Annotated in this window: 17 protein-coding genes; 8 read left to right on the top strand and 9 right to left on the bottom strand. The window is 41.9% G+C overall.

Going from position 1 to position 18,228, the window contains the following annotated elements; all coding sequences use genetic code 11:
- Positions 1-237 precede the first annotated feature (237 nt).
- The 8 genes from FHK89_RS05295 to trpR all read right to left on the bottom strand — a co-directional run bounded on the left by FHK89_RS05295 (position 238) and on the right by trpR (position 7,057).
- Positions 238-615: a YbeD family protein gene (locus FHK89_RS05295; protein WP_230657660.1), complete on the bottom strand. Its 378-nt coding sequence runs from the start codon at positions 613-615 to the stop codon at positions 238-240.
- Positions 616-730: 115 nt separating this feature from the next.
- Complete coding sequence (gene rpoD, locus FHK89_RS05290; RefSeq protein ID WP_230657658.1) at positions 731-2,632, bottom strand: RNA polymerase sigma factor RpoD; 1,902 nt, start codon at positions 2,630-2,632, stop codon at positions 731-733.
- Positions 2,633-3,236: 604 nt separating this feature from the next.
- Positions 3,237-3,662, bottom strand: a complete 426-nt coding sequence (locus FHK89_RS05285) for a DUF6210 family protein (RefSeq protein WP_230657656.1) — start codon at positions 3,660-3,662, stop codon at positions 3,237-3,239.
- A 27-nt stretch (positions 3,663-3,689) separates the two neighbouring features.
- Entirely contained in the window at positions 3,690-4,358 is a 669-nt protein-coding gene (locus tag FHK89_RS05280) for an anthranilate synthase component II (RefSeq protein WP_230657654.1), read from the bottom strand.
- Between the two features lie 79 nt (positions 4,359-4,437).
- Entirely contained in the window at positions 4,438-4,854 is a 417-nt protein-coding gene (locus FHK89_RS05275; protein ID WP_230657652.1) for a type II toxin-antitoxin system VapC family toxin, read from the bottom strand.
- Between the two features lie 24 nt (positions 4,855-4,878).
- Positions 4,879-5,181, bottom strand: a complete 303-nt coding sequence (locus tag FHK89_RS05270; protein WP_230657648.1) for a hypothetical protein — start codon at positions 5,179-5,181, stop codon at positions 4,879-4,881.
- A gap of 53 nt (positions 5,182-5,234) precedes the next feature.
- The gene (locus tag FHK89_RS05265) at positions 5,235-6,698 is read right to left on the bottom strand and encodes an anthranilate synthase component I family protein (RefSeq protein ID WP_230657644.1); all 1,464 of its coding nucleotides are present in this window, start codon (positions 6,696-6,698) and stop codon (positions 5,235-5,237) included.
- A gap of 74 nt (positions 6,699-6,772) precedes the next feature.
- The gene (gene trpR / locus FHK89_RS05260) at positions 6,773-7,057 is read right to left on the bottom strand and encodes a trp operon repressor (protein ID WP_230657641.1); all 285 of its coding nucleotides are present in this window, start codon (positions 7,055-7,057) and stop codon (positions 6,773-6,775) included.
- A gap of 88 nt (positions 7,058-7,145) precedes the next feature.
- On the opposite strand from trpR, the gene FHK89_RS05255 reads away from it, so the two are divergent.
- From FHK89_RS05255 to FHK89_RS05235, 5 genes are all read left to right on the top strand, one after another.
- The gene (locus FHK89_RS05255; RefSeq protein WP_230657636.1) at positions 7,146-7,553 is read left to right on the top strand and encodes a DUF1801 domain-containing protein; all 408 of its coding nucleotides are present in this window, start codon (positions 7,146-7,148) and stop codon (positions 7,551-7,553) included.
- Between the two features lie 797 nt (positions 7,554-8,350).
- Positions 8,351-11,578, top strand: coding sequence for a bifunctional proline dehydrogenase/L-glutamate gamma-semialdehyde dehydrogenase PutA (gene putA, locus FHK89_RS05250; RefSeq protein ID WP_230657633.1), 3,228 nt, complete (start codon positions 8,351-8,353; stop codon positions 11,576-11,578).
- A gap of 19 nt (positions 11,579-11,597) precedes the next feature.
- Positions 11,598-12,335, top strand: a complete 738-nt coding sequence (locus FHK89_RS05245; RefSeq protein ID WP_230657629.1) for a 1-pyrroline-5-carboxylate dehydrogenase — start codon at positions 11,598-11,600, stop codon at positions 12,333-12,335.
- Positions 12,336-12,395: 60 nt separating this feature from the next.
- Positions 12,396-13,772 carry a DHA2 family efflux MFS transporter permease subunit gene (locus tag FHK89_RS05240; RefSeq protein ID WP_230657626.1) on the top strand — a complete coding sequence of 459 codons (1,377 nt, stop codon included), beginning with the start codon at positions 12,396-12,398 and terminating at the stop codon, positions 13,770-13,772.
- 127 nt (positions 13,773-13,899) lie between these two features.
- Positions 13,900-15,132, top strand: a complete 1,233-nt coding sequence (locus tag FHK89_RS05235) for an NnrS family protein (protein WP_230657622.1) — start codon at positions 13,900-13,902, stop codon at positions 15,130-15,132.
- Positions 15,133-15,250: 118 nt separating this feature from the next.
- On the opposite strand, the gene FHK89_RS05230 is transcribed toward FHK89_RS05235, so the two are convergent.
- Entirely contained in the window at positions 15,251-15,688 is a 438-nt protein-coding gene (locus FHK89_RS05230; protein ID WP_230657619.1) for a CopD family protein, read from the bottom strand.
- Between the two features lie 145 nt (positions 15,689-15,833).
- On the opposite strand from FHK89_RS05230, the gene FHK89_RS05225 reads away from it, so the two are divergent.
- From FHK89_RS05225 to modB, 3 genes are all read left to right on the top strand, one after another.
- The gene (locus FHK89_RS05225; protein WP_230657616.1) at positions 15,834-16,388 is read left to right on the top strand and encodes an RrF2 family transcriptional regulator; all 555 of its coding nucleotides are present in this window, start codon (positions 15,834-15,836) and stop codon (positions 16,386-16,388) included.
- A gap of 141 nt (positions 16,389-16,529) precedes the next feature.
- Positions 16,530-17,387 (top strand): molybdate ABC transporter substrate-binding protein, encoded by an 858-nt coding sequence (gene modA, locus FHK89_RS05220; RefSeq protein ID WP_230657612.1) that lies wholly within the window; start codon positions 16,530-16,532, stop codon positions 17,385-17,387.
- A gap of 103 nt (positions 17,388-17,490) precedes the next feature.
- Positions 17,491-18,213: a molybdate ABC transporter permease subunit gene (modB, locus tag FHK89_RS05215; RefSeq protein WP_230657609.1), complete on the top strand. Its 723-nt coding sequence runs from the start codon at positions 17,491-17,493 to the stop codon at positions 18,211-18,213.
- Positions 18,214-18,228: the final 15 nt, after the last annotated feature.

The following is an 18,228-nucleotide window of genomic DNA, read 5'->3' as shown; positions in this document are numbered from 1 at the left end:
TTCAAAAATATTATGCATAGAAAATGTAGAGGGGTATCCTTTAAATGGGGAAGGCTTATACTGGTGGGAGTTGCGAAAAAATTGGTGAGTTTTTAAATAATGAGAACTGCTGAGTTATAAAATGTAACTGCGGTTTTTTTTAACAGGTTACTGCTTGGGCTGATTCATAGCATAGTAATCAGTCCTAAGCAGTGTTGATTCTGTCTTCTTATAGCATAGATAAGAATAGACAAGTTCTTATAAAACAGTACGTACCGTTTTTGCCTCATCTAATGCAGCGTATAGGTCATTGACCTGTTTGGCATGGGTGAGGTATAGATTGAGACGTAAGGAGTGAAAGCGTCCCGTTTTTGAGGGTTTGACTACAATACTGGCGGTATCAAACTCAGGAAATAATGCAGCTAAAATTAAGCTGACTTCATTAAATAAGCTGTCGTGCTCCCCTTCGTGCCCAATGATACTCATCGGGTAGTCCATGGGAAAGTCCCACAGCTCTGGATTTTGGATATCGGTTTTTCTGCCAACGATGGGTTTTGGCTCATCAATGGCAGATAGGGTGACGGGTTGTTTTAGGTTTTCTGTTTTATCATCATCATGATGGTTATTGTTACTCATAAGGGTATCCTTTTTAGTTGAATGTTTTTTATTAAAAGTGATTAAGCTAAAAAAGCTGAGTCTTAGCTCAGCTTTTTTATTTTTAACTATTACCTATTTATTTTATAAGGGTAAATTAGTCATTTTCAAGGAATGAGCGCAGATGCTCAGAGCGAGAAGGGTGACGCAATTTACGCAGTGCTTTGGCTTCAATCTGACGGATACGCTCACGGGTGACGTCAAATTGCTTACCGACTTCCTCAAGTGTGTGGTCGGTTGGCATGTCAATACCAAAACGCATTTTCAGCACTTTGGCTTCACGCTCAGTTAAGTTACCAAGCACATCACGAGTGGCTTCACGTAAGCCTGCGGAGGTGGCATCTTCAACAGGGCTTGAGATGGTTTGGTCTTCAATAAAATCACCCAAGTGTGAATCTTCATCATCACCGATAGGCGTTTCCATAGAAATCGGTTCTTTGGCGATTTTGAGGACTTTACGTACCTTGACCTCGTCCATTTCTAAGCGTTCGCCTAATTCCTCAGGGGTTGGCTCACGTCCCATCTCTTGTAATAGCTGACGAGACACACGATTGATTTTGTTGATGGTTTCAATCATGTGCACAGGGATACGAATGGTACGCGCTTGGTCAGCGATAGAGCGGGTGATTGCCTGACGAATCCACCATGTGGCATAGGTTGAAAACTTATAACCACGGCGATATTCAAATTTATCCACCGCTTTCATCAAGCCAATGTTACCTTCTTGAATCAAATCCAAGAACTGTAAACCACGGTTGGTATATTTTTTGGCAATAGAGATAACCAAACGTAAGTTGGCTTCGACCATCTCTTTTTTGGCGCGGCGGGCTTTGGCTTCACCAACTGCCATACGTCTTGCCACATCTTTCATTTGATGCACTTGCATATCGAGCTTGTCTTCGTGGTCACGGATACGGCGTTGTAGCACCACCACATCATCGGCAACTTTCGCCAGGCTTTCGGCAAACTTTGGTTTACCTTTGATACGGTCAGCAAGCCAATCGACATTGGTTTCATTACTAGGGAAGGTTTTGCGAAACTCAGCACGTGGCATTTTACCACGGCGAATCACCAAGCGCATGATTTGACGTTCTTGCTTACGTACATCGTCATAGACATCGTGCATGATTGCCATGACTTGGTCTGCCATACGGTTATTGAGTTTGAGTAGCATAAAGCGATCAGCAAGTTGTGCATAGGCTTCTTCAGCTTGTGCACTACCACGTCCATAGTCAGCTAAGGCTTGTTTGGCTGTAGTAAATAGCTCCTGTATCTCTTCGATGCGTCCCCGCACTTCTTCTGGATCAAGTCCGCTGCTTTCTTCGGCATCTTCATCTTCGTCGTCATCTAAATCATCATCATCTAAATCGTCATCATCATCGTCATCTAAATCATCTTTTTGTGATGTTTTTTTCTTACTGGTAATCACAGGAATGGCTTCTTCAGCATCGTCTTCTTCTGCTTCACTCTCAGGCAGCTCTGGGTCTAAAAAACCAGTGATGACATCTGAAAGTTTCTTTTCACCTGCTTGAACTTGCTCATATTCAGTGAGTACGTATTGTACTGTACCTGGCCAGTAAGCCATGGCGTGTTGCACATCACGGATACCTTCTTCGATGCGTTTGGCGATGGCAATCTCGCCTTCACGAGTCAGCAAATCAACCGTACCCATCTCACGCATATACATACGTACTGGATCGGTGGTGCGACCAGGTTCAGTCTCAACAGCAGCTAAGACTTGTGCTGCCTCATCGGCTGCCATTTCATCGTCACCTGATTCATCACTCATTAAGATATCATCATCATCGGGTGCTGATTCAAAGATTTTGATACCCACATCCATGAGCATTTGTACGATGTCTTCGATTTGATCGCTTTCGGTAATTGAAGCAGGCAGTTGATCATTCACTTCTGCATAGGTTAGATAGCCTTGATCTTTCCCCATTTGGATGAGAGTTGCCAACTGTGATGTGGATTGAGAGGCTGACTTTTCGCTCATAAATACTCGCTTTATAATCGTTATGAACACAAATTTTCTGTATTCATACTGGATGGAAACTGTGTTTTAATTTTTACGTAAACGCTGTTAGCTGTTATTTGTAATCTATAGTGACATGATCATACTATTGCCGTTAACATTCTATACTTTATAGACACATTATTTATGTTGGTAACATTGATAGGTTGGTCTTGTTTGTTTTATGACATTGATATAATTGTATTGGTTGGAATAAAAAAACATAACAATACCATCGATAAATGATGATAAATAATGAATGCAAACAATAAAGTATAAAAAATATAAATAAAAGGTTATTAAAGTGTTATATAGACAGTAAAGTGTTATATAGACAGTAATGGTAACAGTGATGATTTGACTTGAAAAATTGTGCTGAATTTTAGCACAATTTTCAATTACTATCATGTCTTAGCAATTTATGGGGGCTGTGTGGCAGTTTTTCAATACCTAATGCATGGTAATATGGCTGATTCAATATAAAATCTTTGTTATCTTCGTTCACAGTAGCTGCTTTCGTGGAAGCAGCTACTTTCTCACCTAGCTTTCTTATGTTGCATGTTTTTTTCTTATGGTTGCTATCGCTTTAATCAGAATTATTCCAAGTCAAAATTGCCTCAAAATACTCATTGTCTTGAGCAAAACCCTGAAAATCTACCAATGGTGTTTGGTTAACCCAAACATATAACCACGCCTCACAGCTATCTGTCAGTTTATCTCGATTGATACGTATAAAATTGGTTGTAACCTCAGCCTGCATTAACTTATCAAAGCAATCAGCCATTGTCTTAGTTACACTGACACACCCTGCAAAAATCTCATAAAGTTTAAGCTCTAAATCAGACAGTAGTGCATGGTTATTATAGTGTTGCTCAATGGGAATAAGTATGCCTTGCACCTGTTTTTGCAAACAAGCATGCCCACCTACTTGATTATTTAACCAAATACCTGATGGGGTAGGGTAAATTAGCATCGCCCCTGTTAACGAGTATAAATCAATGCGTTTTGTCATCAACTTAACCCATCATATTTATACTGACTAACTGGCTTGCAATAAAAAATTGCTTAATAAGCGTTTTGCACCTTCTGTAGCAAAGGATTCTGGGTGAAATTGTACCCCTTGAATGGGATAGTCTTTGTGGCGTAAGCCCATGATTTCCTGACATGATAAGGCGAATTGTTGCAGGGTTTGATGGTCAAAAGTAGCATTATTTTGCTTATCATTTTGTTCGTCAGCGACCACCGCAGTGACCAATAAACACTCAGGCATGCTATCTGCTTGCACCATGAGTGAGTGATAACGCATGATTTCAAGCTCTTGTGGTAAGCCAGCAAACACGCCTGCACCATCATGATAAATGGGAGAGGTTTTACCGTGCATCGGCAGTCCTGCCCGTACCACTTTTGCCCCAAACACATGGGCGATACCCTGCATACCCAAGCATACCCCCAATAATGGCGTGGTTTTGCCCATTTCGGTAATCACCTCAGCACAGACGCCAAAATAAGCTGGGTCATCAGGTGAACCGGGGCCGGGTGAGATGATGATACGGTCAGGATTCATTGCTTGCACGTCTGCTAGGCTGATTTCATCATTGCGTTTAACGATGACTTCAGCATGTCCGTCTTGGGCTTGCAAAATCTCACCAACGTATTGGTAAAGATTAAAGGTAAATGAATCGTAGTTGTCGATGATTAAAACTTTCATGGTTTTCCTAAATTTACGAATAGTGATAATTTTCAAATAAATAGAGTTAATAAGCGATAGGGAATAAGTCAAAAAATAATTAGCTAAATGGATTAAGTAGCTTGACCCCTGTATCTTTAAAATCTTTGATATTACGAGTGACAAGAATTAAATCATGTACCAAAGCAGTAGAGGCGATTTGTTTGTCGATAGAGTTTTCAGGATTAGGTACTCTTAATTTACCCCAAATATCTGCACAAGATTTATCAAAATCTAGAATAGTGTGTTGATATTGTTGTTTAACATTGGCTAGCCAAGTTTCTAATATTTGAGCTTGCTCGATATCGCCTCGATGACGAATTTTTTCTACCCCTCGACGAAGCTCACCCAACGTAACCACGCTCAGATGAATGACGGCTTTTTCTCTTTTTACTTGTTGCATAAAGTTAATAACGCCCATATTGGCATTATTTTGTTTACGACATTCACTGATAACATTGGTGTCTAATAAATACATTGATAATCCTAATGGCTCACTAATTTAATCAAAAACCTCATTAGCCCTGTCATTTATGTCATCTTGCACCCGTTCAAAGTCACTATCCAATCCCACATTTGGCATACTTAGTAAGCAGTCAACCAAAGTGTCAGTTTGGCTTGGAGTTTGGCTTTGAATTTGACTAAGGCTTTGGATATCAGTTTTGTCTAACTGTTTGGGGGATTGTACCCAGTAATTTAGTAGGCTTTGATGATATTCCTCAATACTCATGCCAGATTGCTGTGCCAGTTTGGATAATTGGCTAACGGTTTGCTGAGGTACGTTTTCAATATGTAAGGTAGCCATAAAAATCCTTTATGTTTGTTCAGAATGGTTCAGAGTTTTCTGGTATAGATAAACTAAACCTTACCATCATTCATAAAACTATCCAATACCACTTTCATTGCTGATAGTTTACGCTGAATTTCCAGATATTCATCTTCTGGATTGGAGTCATAAACATTGCCACCACAAGTTTGGGCATAGGCGGTTTCGCCATTGATAAATAAACTGCGAATGGGAATGGCAAAGATACAATCCCCATTAAAATTAAACGACCCCAACGCCCCGCCATAAGCACCACGTCCGTCTGGCTCTAGCTGATTGATGATTTTGATTGCCTCAATTTTGGGTGCACCCGATAGCGTACCAGCAGGGAAATTGCTTGCCAATGCAGTAAACATATCATGCTCAGGGTGCAAAATGCCGACAATCTCAGAGGAGATATGCTGAACGTGCGAGTAGCGTTTGATGTCCATTAGGCTACGCACTTTTACCGTACCAAAACGAGCCACTCGTCCGATATCATTGCGGTGCAAATCAACGAGCATATTATGCTCGGCAATTTCTTTTTTATCATTGAGCAATGCCCGAGCCAGTTTGCGGTCTTCAATCTCATTTGTCCCCCGTTTTGCTGTGCCTGCCAGTGGGTAGGTTTCCATCTCGCCTTGCCGTAAGCGGAATAGCAGTTCGGGTGATGCCCCGATGATACGTTGTTTGCCAAACTTCATAAAATACATGTGCGGTGAAGGGTTGACCTCACGCAGTTTTTCATAAATCGGCATATGCTCGCCAGTAATACGATAGTTGGATTTAAAACCAACTTCACATTGAAAGATACGCCCTGCAATGATGTCCTCTTTGACCTTTTTGACTGCCTCAGCGTGTTGCTCACGGCTCATGCCATCACCAACAAATTCTACCTTTGGTGGCTGATAACTGGGAATGGGAGCGTCTAACAAAGCTTGAATCTCTGCCATACGATTGGCTTGACTGGTATGGCTATTGTTTGCATTGTCTTCTTGCTTGCTTGGATAATAAAAATAAAAAATTTCCCCTGTCATTTTATCAAGAGTCAAGCCGTCTAAATATACGCCAAATTTAAACGGTTCAAAATGCTCACTGGCTTTGGCATTGAGGGTTGGCTCAAAAAAGTTAACACTGTCATAACCCAAATAGCCAACCAGTCCGCCTGTTTGATTACGGGCGATGACGTGTTGTGGGGTAATCTCTCTAAGCAGTTGGTAAGGGTTGTCAGTCGTATAAATGTCGGTTTGCCCTGTTTGGTTGTTGGTAATTGCCAAAGTGTTACGGTCAGTGGCGGTGATGGTCATGATGGGGTCAAAACCGATGGCATGATGGCGAGAAATATGACTCTCTGCCCCCAATGATTCAAGCAAATAGCAGGTGTCATATTGCGCTTCAATACGTTTAAATAGCTCAAAAAAATCAATATCTTGCGTCAGTTTAATCCGCATGGGCTTACTGGCAATAGTGATGGGGCTAGGCTTATTGTGAGCAGGTGTGCTATTTTGCGTTGTCATAAAGTTATCCAAAAGTTATCCAAAATTTTCGTTTAAGAAAGCTATTTAAAATAAGTGGTTGGTAATTTTTAAAGTTAATTATTCTGCCGATGTGTTGTTAATAAATCGCTAATATCATGCTTTTGTAGAGCTTTTGCCCCCCGAGAAACGGTGGCAATCCCCACGCCCAAAGTATCGGCAATTTCTCGCTGGGTTGTACCTTGCTCTAATAGGTCAAAAATACGGATACGGTTAGCAATCTCTTGCCGTTCTTTGTCAGTAAGTAGGGCGGTCAACACTGCGTCAATTTGTTTGCTATCATCACAGTTGGCAAGATGGGTTATTAGGCTTTGATAAGCGTCATCGGTTTTGGTAGTCATGGTGATATTTAGGGCTAATTATTAGAATTTCAGCATTCTAGTACAGTGAAACAAAAAAGTAAAGTTTAATAAATTTGAGGGAGCAAATATGAAATGTGAAAATGCAGAGATTAGTGCAGAAGTTTTGAGTGTGATTGAAGGTTATCCAGATAAAATTCGTGATAGATTATTAGAAATCAGAGAACTTGTTTATCAAGTTGCTAACGAACGTGAAGAGATTGGTCCGCTGATGGAAACTCTTAAGTGGTCACAACCGAGTTTTTTAACAGAGGTCAGTGGTTCTGGTACGACGGTGCGTATAGACAGGCATACAGATAATGAGGTTGCTATTTTCTTTCATTGTCAAACGAGTTTAGTTGAAACATTTCGTGAGTTGTTACCAGAGCTTAATTATTTAAAAAACAGAGCAATCATTCTCAACGTCAATGAGCCACTACCAGTCGATGAAGTCAAGGTGTGTCTTGATATGGCACTGACTTACAAACTTGATAAGTAAGTAGAACAACGGTTGTGTTAGCAGGAAGGGCAGAAAGATGGTAAGAATAAGTAAGGGTACTATTTCATTAAGGATAACAAAACCAAAGCTATTTTATTTTTGGGACAGGTGAATAAGCCTTAAAAACTCCTAATATATTGTGCGAGTGTTTAATTTTTTTGATAGGTAAGTTGATAAAAACGCTAGTGAAAAAGACGGTTTTTATGCTATGCTAACGCCATAAGTCCATAACCTCAATCAACGCCGTAGAGGTTTTTCTTTCCCTGATATTTCGTTCAGCTAAAGCACTAAAAGTCACCTAAAAGGCAGCACAAAGCTGTAAGGGGTGGTCTGACAACATCATCAGAGCCAACAAAGAAGAAGGCGCTAGTGGACTTTTTTAATGTCTAGTTTATCACCCTAATTAGACATACTATCGCTGACCCTTTCGTTATTTAGCTATATCGTATTTAATTATGTGGTATAGGTAGCTTTTATAAGTAACCTATCTATAGATTATAGGCTATTTAAAAAAAAGGTCTGGTTTCACATTGTTGATACCTTGTTTGTTGGCTCATGCAAACGTCCCTCTTTATTTAACTCAACTGTTTATTAGTGTTTGTATGAGCAGTGGTATAGCTTTAGCATCATAATTTGCCATATTATAGATAAATAATAAGTTTTATAATAATCACTACATGAGACTTATCTTATAAAAAATAGCATTTAAAAAGCTGACCATCAAAATAAAGACATTTTAATTAAGCCAACATGCAAATGTATTAACAACGTCATAGAGTGTCCTCAATGGAGTTGTTATGAGTCCTATAAAAAAATTTACCCCGCAAGAACCTATCTTATTTTCACCCTCACAAGTGCTTGAGCCAGCATATATCAAGCAACCTAGCGATAAACTGTTATCGAGGGTCTCTCCATTATATAGTGTGGACGAATCCACATGGCTTGAGCAGTTATTGCCATTGGCAAAGCCTAGTGATGAAGAGCGTCATGCCATAGCTGAGCAGACGCAGCGATTGGTTGAGCATGTGCGCCGTGATGATAAAGCGGTGAAAATGGTCGATTCATTATTATTAGAATACAGCCTTGATACCAAAGAAGGCATTTTACTGATGAGCTTGGCTGAGGCATTAATACGGGTGCCTGATACCCATACCGCCGATGCGCTGATTCGTGACAAAATGAGTGTGGCAGATTGGAAAAAACACTTAAAAGATGACAATGGATTTATCGTCAATGCTTCAACTTGGGGATTGATGATGACGGGTAAGGTGGTGAGTATCGATAAAGGTACTACTGCCGCAGGATTTTTGGACCGTATGACCAAAAAAATGGGTGAGCCAGTGATTCGCCGTGCCATGCAGCGGGCAATGAAAATCATGGGGCATCAATTTGTGCTGGGTGAAAGCATTGAAGATGCACGCAAAAACAGTCAACCGTATCGCAACAAAGGCTATACCTATTCATTTGATATGCTCGGTGAGGCTGCCATTACCCATGCCGATGCTGAAAAATACTTCAACGACTATCTACATGCAGTCAAATCGGTTGCCAGTATTGAGGTGGCAGAGGGTATGCCAACCCCTTCGGTATCTATCAAGTTATCTGCATTGCACCCTCGTTATGAAGCCACACAAGAAGCACAAGTATTGGGCTTATTGCGTGAGCGTTGCTTGCTATTGATTGAAGCAGCTCGTGAAGTTAATGTTGATATTAGTATTGATGCCGAAGAAGCCGACCGTTTAGAGATATCATTAAAGCTGTTTGAATCTTTATATCGTGACCCTTTAACCAGTGGCTGGCAAGGGCTAGGAATTGTAGTGCAAGGCTATTCAAAACGTGCATTGGCAGTATTGACATGGCTTGCCAGCCTAGCCAGTGAAGTGGGTGATAAAATCCCAGTACGTTTGGTTAAGGGTGCTTATTGGGATTATGAAGTGAAGCTTGCACAGCAAAAAGGGCTGTCGGGTTATCCTGTGTGGACTCGCAAAGAAGGCACCGATGTGGCGTATCTAGCGTGTGCTAGATTTTTGTTATCCCAGCAAGTGCGTGGTGTACTGTGGCCGCAATTTGCTACCCATAATGCACATACGCTTGCCTCTGTGATGACCATGGCTGAGCATCGTGATTTTGAATTTCAGCGTTTGCATGGTATGGGTGATGCGCTATACGACCATATTCTTAAAGCCTATGAGATTCCTGTACGTATCTACGCCCCTGTGGGTGCGCATAAAGATTTGCTGCCTTATTTGGTGCGTCGTTTATTAGAAAATGGTGCTAATAGCTCATTTGTACACCAGTTACTCGATAAGTCTTATCCAATTGATAAGCTAACGGTACACCCTTATGACAAACTTGTGGCACATGATAGCTTAGCCAATCCGCTTATCGTGCAGCCATTAGATATTTATGGTCAGCGTCGTGCAGGTTTTGGGGTGAATATCTTTATTGAGTCGCAGTGGCAACCTTTTAAACAAGCAATTGATGCTTATCAGGACACCACTTGGACAGCCGCTTCATGTATTGATGGGGTGCGTGTTGATAGCATATCTGAGCAGATTCAGCAAATTGTTGCGCCTTGGAATCATGAGGTGAAAGTCGGACAAGTGCATTTTGCTGATGCCGATGTTGCCAAGCAAGCGGTACAAAGTGCCATACAAGGACAAGAGCAGTGGCAAGCGATAGCCAGCCATGAGCGCGCACAAATTTTACGCCGTATTGCTGATGGCTACGAAGATAATTATGCTGAACTGATTGCGCTGTGTCAAAAAGAGGCAGGTAAAACCATTCAAGACAGTATAGATGAGATTCGTGAAGCGGTGGATTTTTGCCGTTTTTATGCTGATGAAATTGAGCGTCTGAGTAGTGAAGAGCAGCAAGTTACTGATTTAGATGGTAATACTACTACTTATGTATACAAACCTCGTGGCAGCTTTGTGTGTATCAGCCCATGGAACTTCCCACTAGCGATATTTACAGGGCAAATCGTGGCAGCATTGGCTGCTGGTAATACGGTGGTTGCCAAACCTGCTGAGCAGACCAGTTTGATTGCTTATTATGCGGTGCAGATTATGTTTGCTGCTGGTGTGCCGAATACCGCATTGCAATTAGTCTTGGGTGCTGGTGAAGTCGGTGCAGCGTTAACTTCAGATAAACGCATTGCTGGGGTGATATTTACTGGCTCGACACAAACAGCGAGACACATTAATAACAGTTTACACCAAAATCTAGCAATAGATAGCAGTGGTAATATGCAGTTGCCTATTTTAATTGCTGAAACGGGTGGGCAAAATGCCATGATTGTGGACTCAACGGCATTACCTGAGCAAGTGGTGCGTGATGCGGTATTGTCTGCCTTTGGCTCAGCGGGTCAGCGCTGTTCAGCCTGTCGTATCTTATGTGTGCAAGAGGAAGTAGCTGATGGCATTATTGAGCTGCTAGAAGGTAACATGGCAGAGTTGGTGGTGGGTAATCCAATGAATGTCAGTACCGATGTTGGTCCTGTGATTGATAAAGAGGCACAGTCTGGGTTACTCGCTCATATTGAGCAGCTACAAAATAGTGCAGGCGCACGTCTGATTGCGCAAAGCCCTATCAGTGCTGAAACAGCCAATATTATGGATAATGCCACTTTTGTACAACCGACTGCGCTTGAAGTTGATAGCATTGATACCATTGGCGGTGAGCATTTTGGTCCTATATTGCATGTACTGCGTTATAAAGCGGCTCAGCTTGATACCTTGATTGATAATATTAATGCCACTGGTTTTGGTTTGACTTTGGGTATCCATAGTCGTATTGAAGCCACAGCGTATCATATTGAGCGTCGTACAATCGTGGGTAATACCTATGTTAATCGTAACCAAATTGGTGCGGTGGTGAATGTGCAGCCATTTGGTGGTTGTGGGTTATCGGGTACTGGCCCTAAAGCAGGGGGGCCACACTATCTAGCAAGACTGATGCAGTGGCAACCAAAGTCAAACTCACCAGCAGCCGTATCTAAAAAAGCTGGTTTAGACGCACAATAAGATAAGGGGATAAATAATCATGTCACAAATACAACAATCAGTATCGCAGCAACAGCAGCATAAAAAGCCTGCTAATTTTAAAGGTCAACACACACAGCGTTGTGAAGCTTGGCGATTATTAACGGCTCAGCAGCGCGCAGAGCATTTATCCATTGCTTGTCAGGAGCTTAGCGAGCTTGCGGCTGACTCTGCCAAAGCGAAGCGATTATTTGACCATCTATTGGCACAAGCAGAAAAGCTGGATATGGTCACTGAGCTAGAAGGGGCAACAGGTGAATCTAATGCGTTGTATGTCACAGCACGGGGCAAGACCATGATAGTTGGTATTGCCAGCGCAGAGGTTCTACCAGTTATCGGGCAGCTTATTGCAGCTTTGCTGGCAGGCAATGAAGTGATATTACATTACCCAAGTCATGACGAGCTGTGTGAAAAAGTGTGTCGCCTATTGCGTCAAGCAGGGGTATTTGAGGATGTCATCAGTGTGGCAAATGACTCGCAGCTAGAAGTCCTACTGCACATGGGACGCTTGGCAACGGTTGGTGTGGTTGCAAGTGAGCAAGAACTGGCAGCGTTGGCAGCTACCATTGCCAGTACCGATGGTATTTTGACCCAAGTAGTCGCAGTGACCGACATGGCTGGCTGTCAAGAGATGCTGTTGCCTGATTTTATTCTGCGTTATAGCACCGAGCGGGTGATGACCATTAATACCACTGCCATTGGCGGTAATGCGAAGCTGATAGAGCTGGGTATGGGCTAGGCTGCATTGATAGTCAAACACTAACATAGAGTAACATTTCTAGCATAGAGTATTAGTATAGTGGCATCATTAACTAGCACCCAAACCAAGTATCTGCCTTATGTAATGGCGATTGCGCTATTTATGCAGATACTTGATGCCACCATTTTAAACACCGCATTACCAAAAATGGCGGCTGCGTTGGGCGAGTCGCCACTGAACATGCAATGGGCGGTGATTAGCTATGCGCTGACATTGGCTATTTTTATTCCCATCAGTGGGTTTTTGGCAGATAAGTATGGCAGCCGTAAGGTGTTTTTGGCAGCCATTAGTATATTTTGTCTTGGCTCACTGCTATGTGCGTTATCAGGTTCGCTGCCTATATTAATTGCTTCACGCATTATTCAAGGCATTGGTGGGGCGATGATGACGCCTGTTGCCAGACTTATTTTGGTGAAGTCATTTCCACGTAATCAACTGCTAAGTGTGATGAATTTTGCGGTGATTCCTGCCTTGATTGCACCCCTGCTTGGACCTTTATTGGGTGGTTATTTGGTTGAATATGCCAGTTGGCATTGGATATTTTTGATTAATCTGCCCATGGGTTTGGCAGGACTTATCATTGGTTGGCAACTCATTCCTGATTTGCGTGAGGCAACCAATCATCTTGATTGGTTGGGATTTTTTCTATTTGCCACTGCGGTGAGCGGCTTAACTTTGGCATTGGAGTTTGGCTCGCATGTTGGACAATTATCATTTGCCAGTATCGTTGCTGTTTGCGCCTTAGCATTGCTGGCGGGTTATGTCTGGCACGCCAAACGTCATAGCGCACCGTTATTTTCACTCTCATTATTTGATATTGATACTTTTCGCATTGGTATTGCGGGTAATTTATTTACTCGTCTTGGCATCAGTGCTGTGCCTTTTTTGCTGCCATTATTGCTACAAGTGGTATTTGATTTTAGCCCCTCAGAGGCAGGTTGGTTTTTAGCTCCAATCGCCATTGGCGCAATGGGTATCAAACCTTTGGTAACCCCAATGATACGTCGTTTTAGTTTTCGCCTCGTATTGATTGCTAATACCATTCTTTTGGGCTTATTAATTATTAGTCTGACTTTATTTAAAGATGCCGCACAGTGGGTAATATTTTCACCGTTAATGGTACTACTAGGTGCTTGTAACTCGATTCAGTTTAGTGCGATGAATACCATTACTATCAGTGATTTACAAGGTCAGCAAATCAGTAGTGGTAATAGTCTAATGGCAGTCAATCAGCAATTGGCCATTGGTTTTGGTATTGCTTTTGGTGCTGCGGTGTTAAATATGCTGCGTGGACGCTGGCAAATTGAGACATTAGTGGCGTTTCAATATACCTTTTTATTATTGGGTGTGATAACCATTTTATCAGGCTTGTATTTTTTACGTTTAAGTCCAAAAGCGGGGGACAGTTTATATTAGTTATCATGTCTTTAGGGCTGTATTCAATAGCCCACTATAAAAAGTTGCTGCACGTCAGAGATGAAAAACTGTTATAATTTTGCCGTTAAACATTCATATAAAATATATCTTTTGAGTAGGTAGCAATATGCAGCAAATCCAGCCACCCTCCGCTCGTCCTGTCTCGATTCATCCTTTTTTAAATCTAGGCTTTCGTCCGTTTTTCTCAGGTGGGGCAGTGTTTGCCATCATTACCATGGCGTTATGGATATTTGTATTGATGGGTAAGACAGACATTAATGTTACCCAAATCAACCCCATTTATTGGCATGGGCATGAGATGCTTTATGGCTATACCATGGCAATCATTGCAGGGTTTTTATTGACTGCTGTGAAAAATTGGACAGGGGTGATGATGCCGCATGGCTATAAGCTATTGGCTATCTTTAGCTGCTGGGTAGTGGCTCGAATTGCTTGGCTGCTTGTGGGGCTCGGGGTGGGTAATGCCATGCTGTGGTTTGCCTTGGCTGCAATATTTGACATGCTCTTTATGCTGTCGATGGCAACGGCCATTTTTCGTGCGGTGCTATCGGTAAAGCAGTATAAGCAGATGGGAATCTTGGCAAAAATAGCGATGCTGAGTATGGGTAATGGGCTGTGTTATTTGGGTATCTTTATCAATAATATGGATTACGTTAAGATTGGTGATTATTTGGGCTTGTATCTGATTATTGGGTTGGTGCTGACCATTGGCAGACGGGTTGTGCCATTTTTTATCGAAAAAGGCGTCAGCTTTGATAGTGAGCAAAAAGTGGTGGTGAAAAATAGCCGTTGGTTAGATATTGCCAGTTTGCTGTCGTTTTTTGTGTTTTTTGTGGTGGATATATTTATTGGCAATAAAGTGTTGCTGACACTGAGTGCGTTAAGCGTCGGTTTGGTGAATATTGTGCGTCTATTGGGTTGGTATCATCACGGTATTTGGCAAAAGCCACTATTGTGGTCGCTGTATATGGCATTTTTTGGTATGTGCATCAGCTTTTTTATGTTTGCTGCCCAGCCGTGGCTTGGTTTTAATCACAGCTTGGCGCTGCACGCTTTGGCTGTGGCTGGCATTGGTATGATGACGGTGGCGATGATGGCAAGGGTATCGCTTGGGCATACGGGGCGTAGTATTCATCAGCCGCCCAAAACTGTCTATGCGATGTTTATTTTAATGATAATTGTGTTTGTATTTCGAGTGATTATGCCATTATTTGATATAGAGCACTATATAGTATGGTTGATGATAGCGCAAAGCGCATGGATAGGCTGTTTTGCTTTATTTGCTATCAGCTATATTCCGATGCTAGTAGCACCTAGAACCGATGGTTTATTTGGCTAGAACCTATCAGTCATAAACTGATTTTATAGTTACTGACTTTATAGAAAATAGGGGCAATGTGGATACGCATTGCCCTTTTTTATTGCAAACTTTGCTTTCATTAATCGTGACGCCTTAGCTAAAACCCTGTGCGAAATAAACTACCAACAATCACAAAGGCGATGGAGAGTAGGGTTACTAAGATAATATGTGCTGCAAATAAGGGTAGGGTTTTTGCGCTTAAAGTGGGAATCACCCGAAAGCGGGCATGTAAGGCGATAATGATGGTGGCGGTTAAAATGGCGAGTTTAAGACAAATAAGTTGACTGATATCATTATCTGCGGCAAACCAAGCAGAGACACTGGGCAGCAGTCGATATGCCATCCAAATACCAGTAATCACTTGCAGTAATAATGCTGGCATACCAATTTTTTCATAACGCTGCTCAAAGGCAAGCAGCCCTGCAACGTCATCGGTGGCTAAGACTTTGGGTAATATGGTTAGGGATAAAATTAAATGCCCCCCGACCCATATAGAGGCGGCGACCAGATGGGTGACGAGCAAGATGTTAATCATATACGCTACCTACTGTGGTTGTCTGTTCGGTTGTATTGGCTATTGTGTTTGCTATGTTGTATCGTTATGAATGCAAATGAATTATTATAACATTCATTTAAGATGACTCTTTATTTTTCCCATGAATTTTCTAGGATAGCGAGTAATGCGGTTAACCAGTTATAGTGATTATGCGCTGCGTACTTTGATGTATCTGGCAGTGATGCCCAACCCTGATGAATTAGCGACCATTGCCGATATTGCGGAGGGTTATCAGATTTCTAAAAGTCATCTGACTAAGATTATCCATCAGTTAGCACAGCTTGGTTATATTGACAGTGTGCGGGGCAAAAATGGTGGCATACGACTGGCGAAACTGCCCAAAGACATTAATCTTGGAGAGGTGCTGCGCCATACTGAAGCAGATTTTGCTATTGTGCCGTGTTTGCTAGAAAATGGGGCGGTTAAAACAAAGCATGCTGATAAAAAAATGGATGGGCAAACTTCTATACAGGACAAAGAAACAGCGGACAAAGAAACAGCCTCTGTGGTGGTAAAGAGTGATAATCAAAAAGCTTGTTTTATCAGCCCAACCTGCCAGCTAAAGCATGTCTTTGCCGAAGCCACGCAAGCTTTTATACAGGTGCTGAGTAACTATACCTTAGCTGATATTACCCAAAATAAAGCCGAGCTGAGTCGATTCTTACAGTTATCACTGTGAGGGTGTTTTTAATAATACCCTGAATATGTGTCGCCGTTTAGCTGACACTAAAAGGCGTCTGTTGCTAACAAAAAATATTGAGTATCGTTTTGGTCTATTATGTTAGATAATGATTGTTATGTCTGATAGTGAGAGCTTTTGATGAAGTCAATATTAAAATCTGTATCATTTACTACCCAACCACGGCTTTTATTTTTTAGTGCCAGCATTTGCCTAAGCGCCTGCCAGCCACCACAAACACCTTCTACAGAAATCGCTGATACAACAAATAGTCAAACTCTATCCATTGCTGCCGCCGCCAATCTTGCTGATGTGCTGCCTCGTATTATCGAGGGTTACTGTACGGATAAGGGATTAACTGACTGTCCCATTGAATCGACGTATGCTTCATCGGGAAAATTATACGCACAAATCGTTGCAGGTGCGCCTTATGATTTATATTTGGCAGCGAATCAGTCTTATCCACAAAAATTGGTAAATGAAATGGCAGATAAGAGGCAACACCAGCAGCCATTTACCTATACTCAGGGGCAGCTTGTACTTTATAGCAGCACCCAAACCATTAATCCGAATACGGATAATCTAAAGCTGCTGAATAATGCAAACTTTAAAGTTGCCATTGCCAACCCTGAGCTTGCTCCTTATGGGAAGGCAGCACAGACTTATTTGGCAGGATTAAATGTGTATGAGCCCCTCAGTACACAAAAGCGGCTGGTGATGGCAGAGAATATCGGACAGGCATTTCAGTTTACCAACACAGGACATGCCGATTTGGGATTTGTGGCTTTATCGCAGATAAAGGGGTTAGAAAATAAAGAGTCCAAACCAGTATTAAATAATTATCAAATAATTCCTGTGACTGCATATCCTGCCATATTGCAAGATGGAATGCTACTTACAGATAATACACTGGCAGCAGACTTTGCCAGCTATTTGCAGTCTGATAAGGGGCAAGAATATTTTGCACAAGCAGGCTATTTGCCAGTACAATCACACTAATATTACTGACACTGCCTGTCTTATTTAACCCAATCATTTTAGGGGGTATATTGAGCTTTCAATATACCCTTATTTTATGCTTTGCTAATTATATAAGGGTAGTATGCTCTTCGCTTTTTTATCATTGCCATTATTAGCGTCTGCACAGATTGTAGATATGCTATTGCCACTGTGGTTAAGCATCAAATTAGCCACAGTGACAACCTTGTGCTTGTTATTTTTGGCGACACCTCTTTCTTATTGGCTAGCTAAAAAAAGTCAGTCAAAACTACTGGCGCAATTTAAGATATTGGTATTAGGGCTGGTAAGTTTACCTTTAGTATTACCACCAACAGTGATTGGGTTTTATTTACTATTACTATTTAGCCCCAATTATGTTGTGGGGCGATGGTTTGTTAATCATGGTGTTGGCTCATTGGCGTTTAGCTTTGAAGGTTTGGTTATTGCCTCGGTTATCTACTCCTTACCTTTTTTTGTACAGCCTGTGTATGCGCAATTTGTGCGTACACCCCAAAGTGTCTATGACGCTGCCCGTCTTTTAGAGCCGCAGGCATGGCGACGCTTTATGCGGGTTGCTTTGCCGCAAGCCCGTATCGGTATTATTTTGGGGGCTTTGATTAGTTTTGCCCATACCATTGGTGAGTTTGGCGTGGTGTTGATGATTGGTGGAAGTATTGCAGGGGAGACCAAAGTGGTGTCCATCGCTATTTATGAGCAGGTTGAAGCGCTAAACTATGAGGTTGCTCATACTATGTCGCTCATTTTGGTGTTATTGTCAGTTGTTATGGTGGCAGTGATTGCCAGTTTTAATCAGCATAATAAATAGCCTTGGTATGGCTGA

This window comes from Psychrobacter sp. I-STPA10 (assembly GCF_021012795.1).
GTDB lineage: Bacteria > Pseudomonadota > Gammaproteobacteria > Pseudomonadales > Moraxellaceae > Psychrobacter.
The sequence above is the reverse complement of the archived record's forward strand: the minus strand, read 5'-3'. Positions and strand labels throughout refer to the sequence as shown.

What these genes read in the sequence shown, in the direction of transcription:
- FHK89_RS05255 (WP_230657636.1), top strand. Translation starts at nt 7,146, where the DNA reads ATGAAATGTGAAAATGCAGAGATTAGTGCAGAAGTTTTGAGTGTGATT.
- FHK89_RS05230 (WP_230657619.1), bottom strand. Translation starts at nt 15,688, where the DNA reads ATGATTAACATCTTGCTCGTCACCCATCTGGTCGCCGCCTCTATATGG.
- FHK89_RS05265 (WP_230657644.1), bottom strand. Translation starts at nt 6,698, where the DNA reads ATGACAACGCAAAATAGCACACCTGCTCACAATAAGCCTAGCCCCATC.
- FHK89_RS05235 (WP_230657622.1), top strand. Translation starts at nt 13,900, where the DNA reads ATGCAGCAAATCCAGCCACCCTCCGCTCGTCCTGTCTCGATTCATCCT.
- putA (WP_230657633.1), top strand. Translation starts at nt 8,351, where the DNA reads ATGAGTCCTATAAAAAAATTTACCCCGCAAGAACCTATCTTATTTTCA.
- modB (WP_230657609.1), top strand. Translation starts at nt 17,491, where the DNA reads ATGCTCTTCGCTTTTTTATCATTGCCATTATTAGCGTCTGCACAGATT.
- FHK89_RS05285 (WP_230657656.1), bottom strand. Translation starts at nt 3,662, where the DNA reads ATGACAAAACGCATTGATTTATACTCGTTAACAGGGGCGATGCTAATT.
- FHK89_RS05225 (WP_230657616.1), top strand. Translation starts at nt 15,834, where the DNA reads ATGCGGTTAACCAGTTATAGTGATTATGCGCTGCGTACTTTGATGTAT.
- modA (WP_230657612.1), top strand. Translation starts at nt 16,530, where the DNA reads ATGAAGTCAATATTAAAATCTGTATCATTTACTACCCAACCACGGCTT.
- trpR (WP_230657641.1), bottom strand. Translation starts at nt 7,057, where the DNA reads ATGACTACCAAAACCGATGACGCTTATCAAAGCCTAATAACCCATCTT.
- rpoD (WP_230657658.1), bottom strand. Translation starts at nt 2,632, where the DNA reads ATGAGCGAAAAGTCAGCCTCTCAATCCACATCACAGTTGGCAACTCTC.
- FHK89_RS05245 (WP_230657629.1), top strand. Translation starts at nt 11,598, where the DNA reads ATGTCACAAATACAACAATCAGTATCGCAGCAACAGCAGCATAAAAAG.
- FHK89_RS05270 (WP_230657648.1), bottom strand. Translation starts at nt 5,181, where the DNA reads ATGGCTACCTTACATATTGAAAACGTACCTCAGCAAACCGTTAGCCAA.
- FHK89_RS05295 (WP_230657660.1), bottom strand. Translation starts at nt 615, where the DNA reads ATGAGTAACAATAACCATCATGATGATGATAAAACAGAAAACCTAAAA.
- FHK89_RS05275 (WP_230657652.1), bottom strand. Translation starts at nt 4,854, where the DNA reads ATGTATTTATTAGACACCAATGTTATCAGTGAATGTCGTAAACAAAAT.
- FHK89_RS05280 (WP_230657654.1), bottom strand. Translation starts at nt 4,358, where the DNA reads ATGAAAGTTTTAATCATCGACAACTACGATTCATTTACCTTTAATCTT.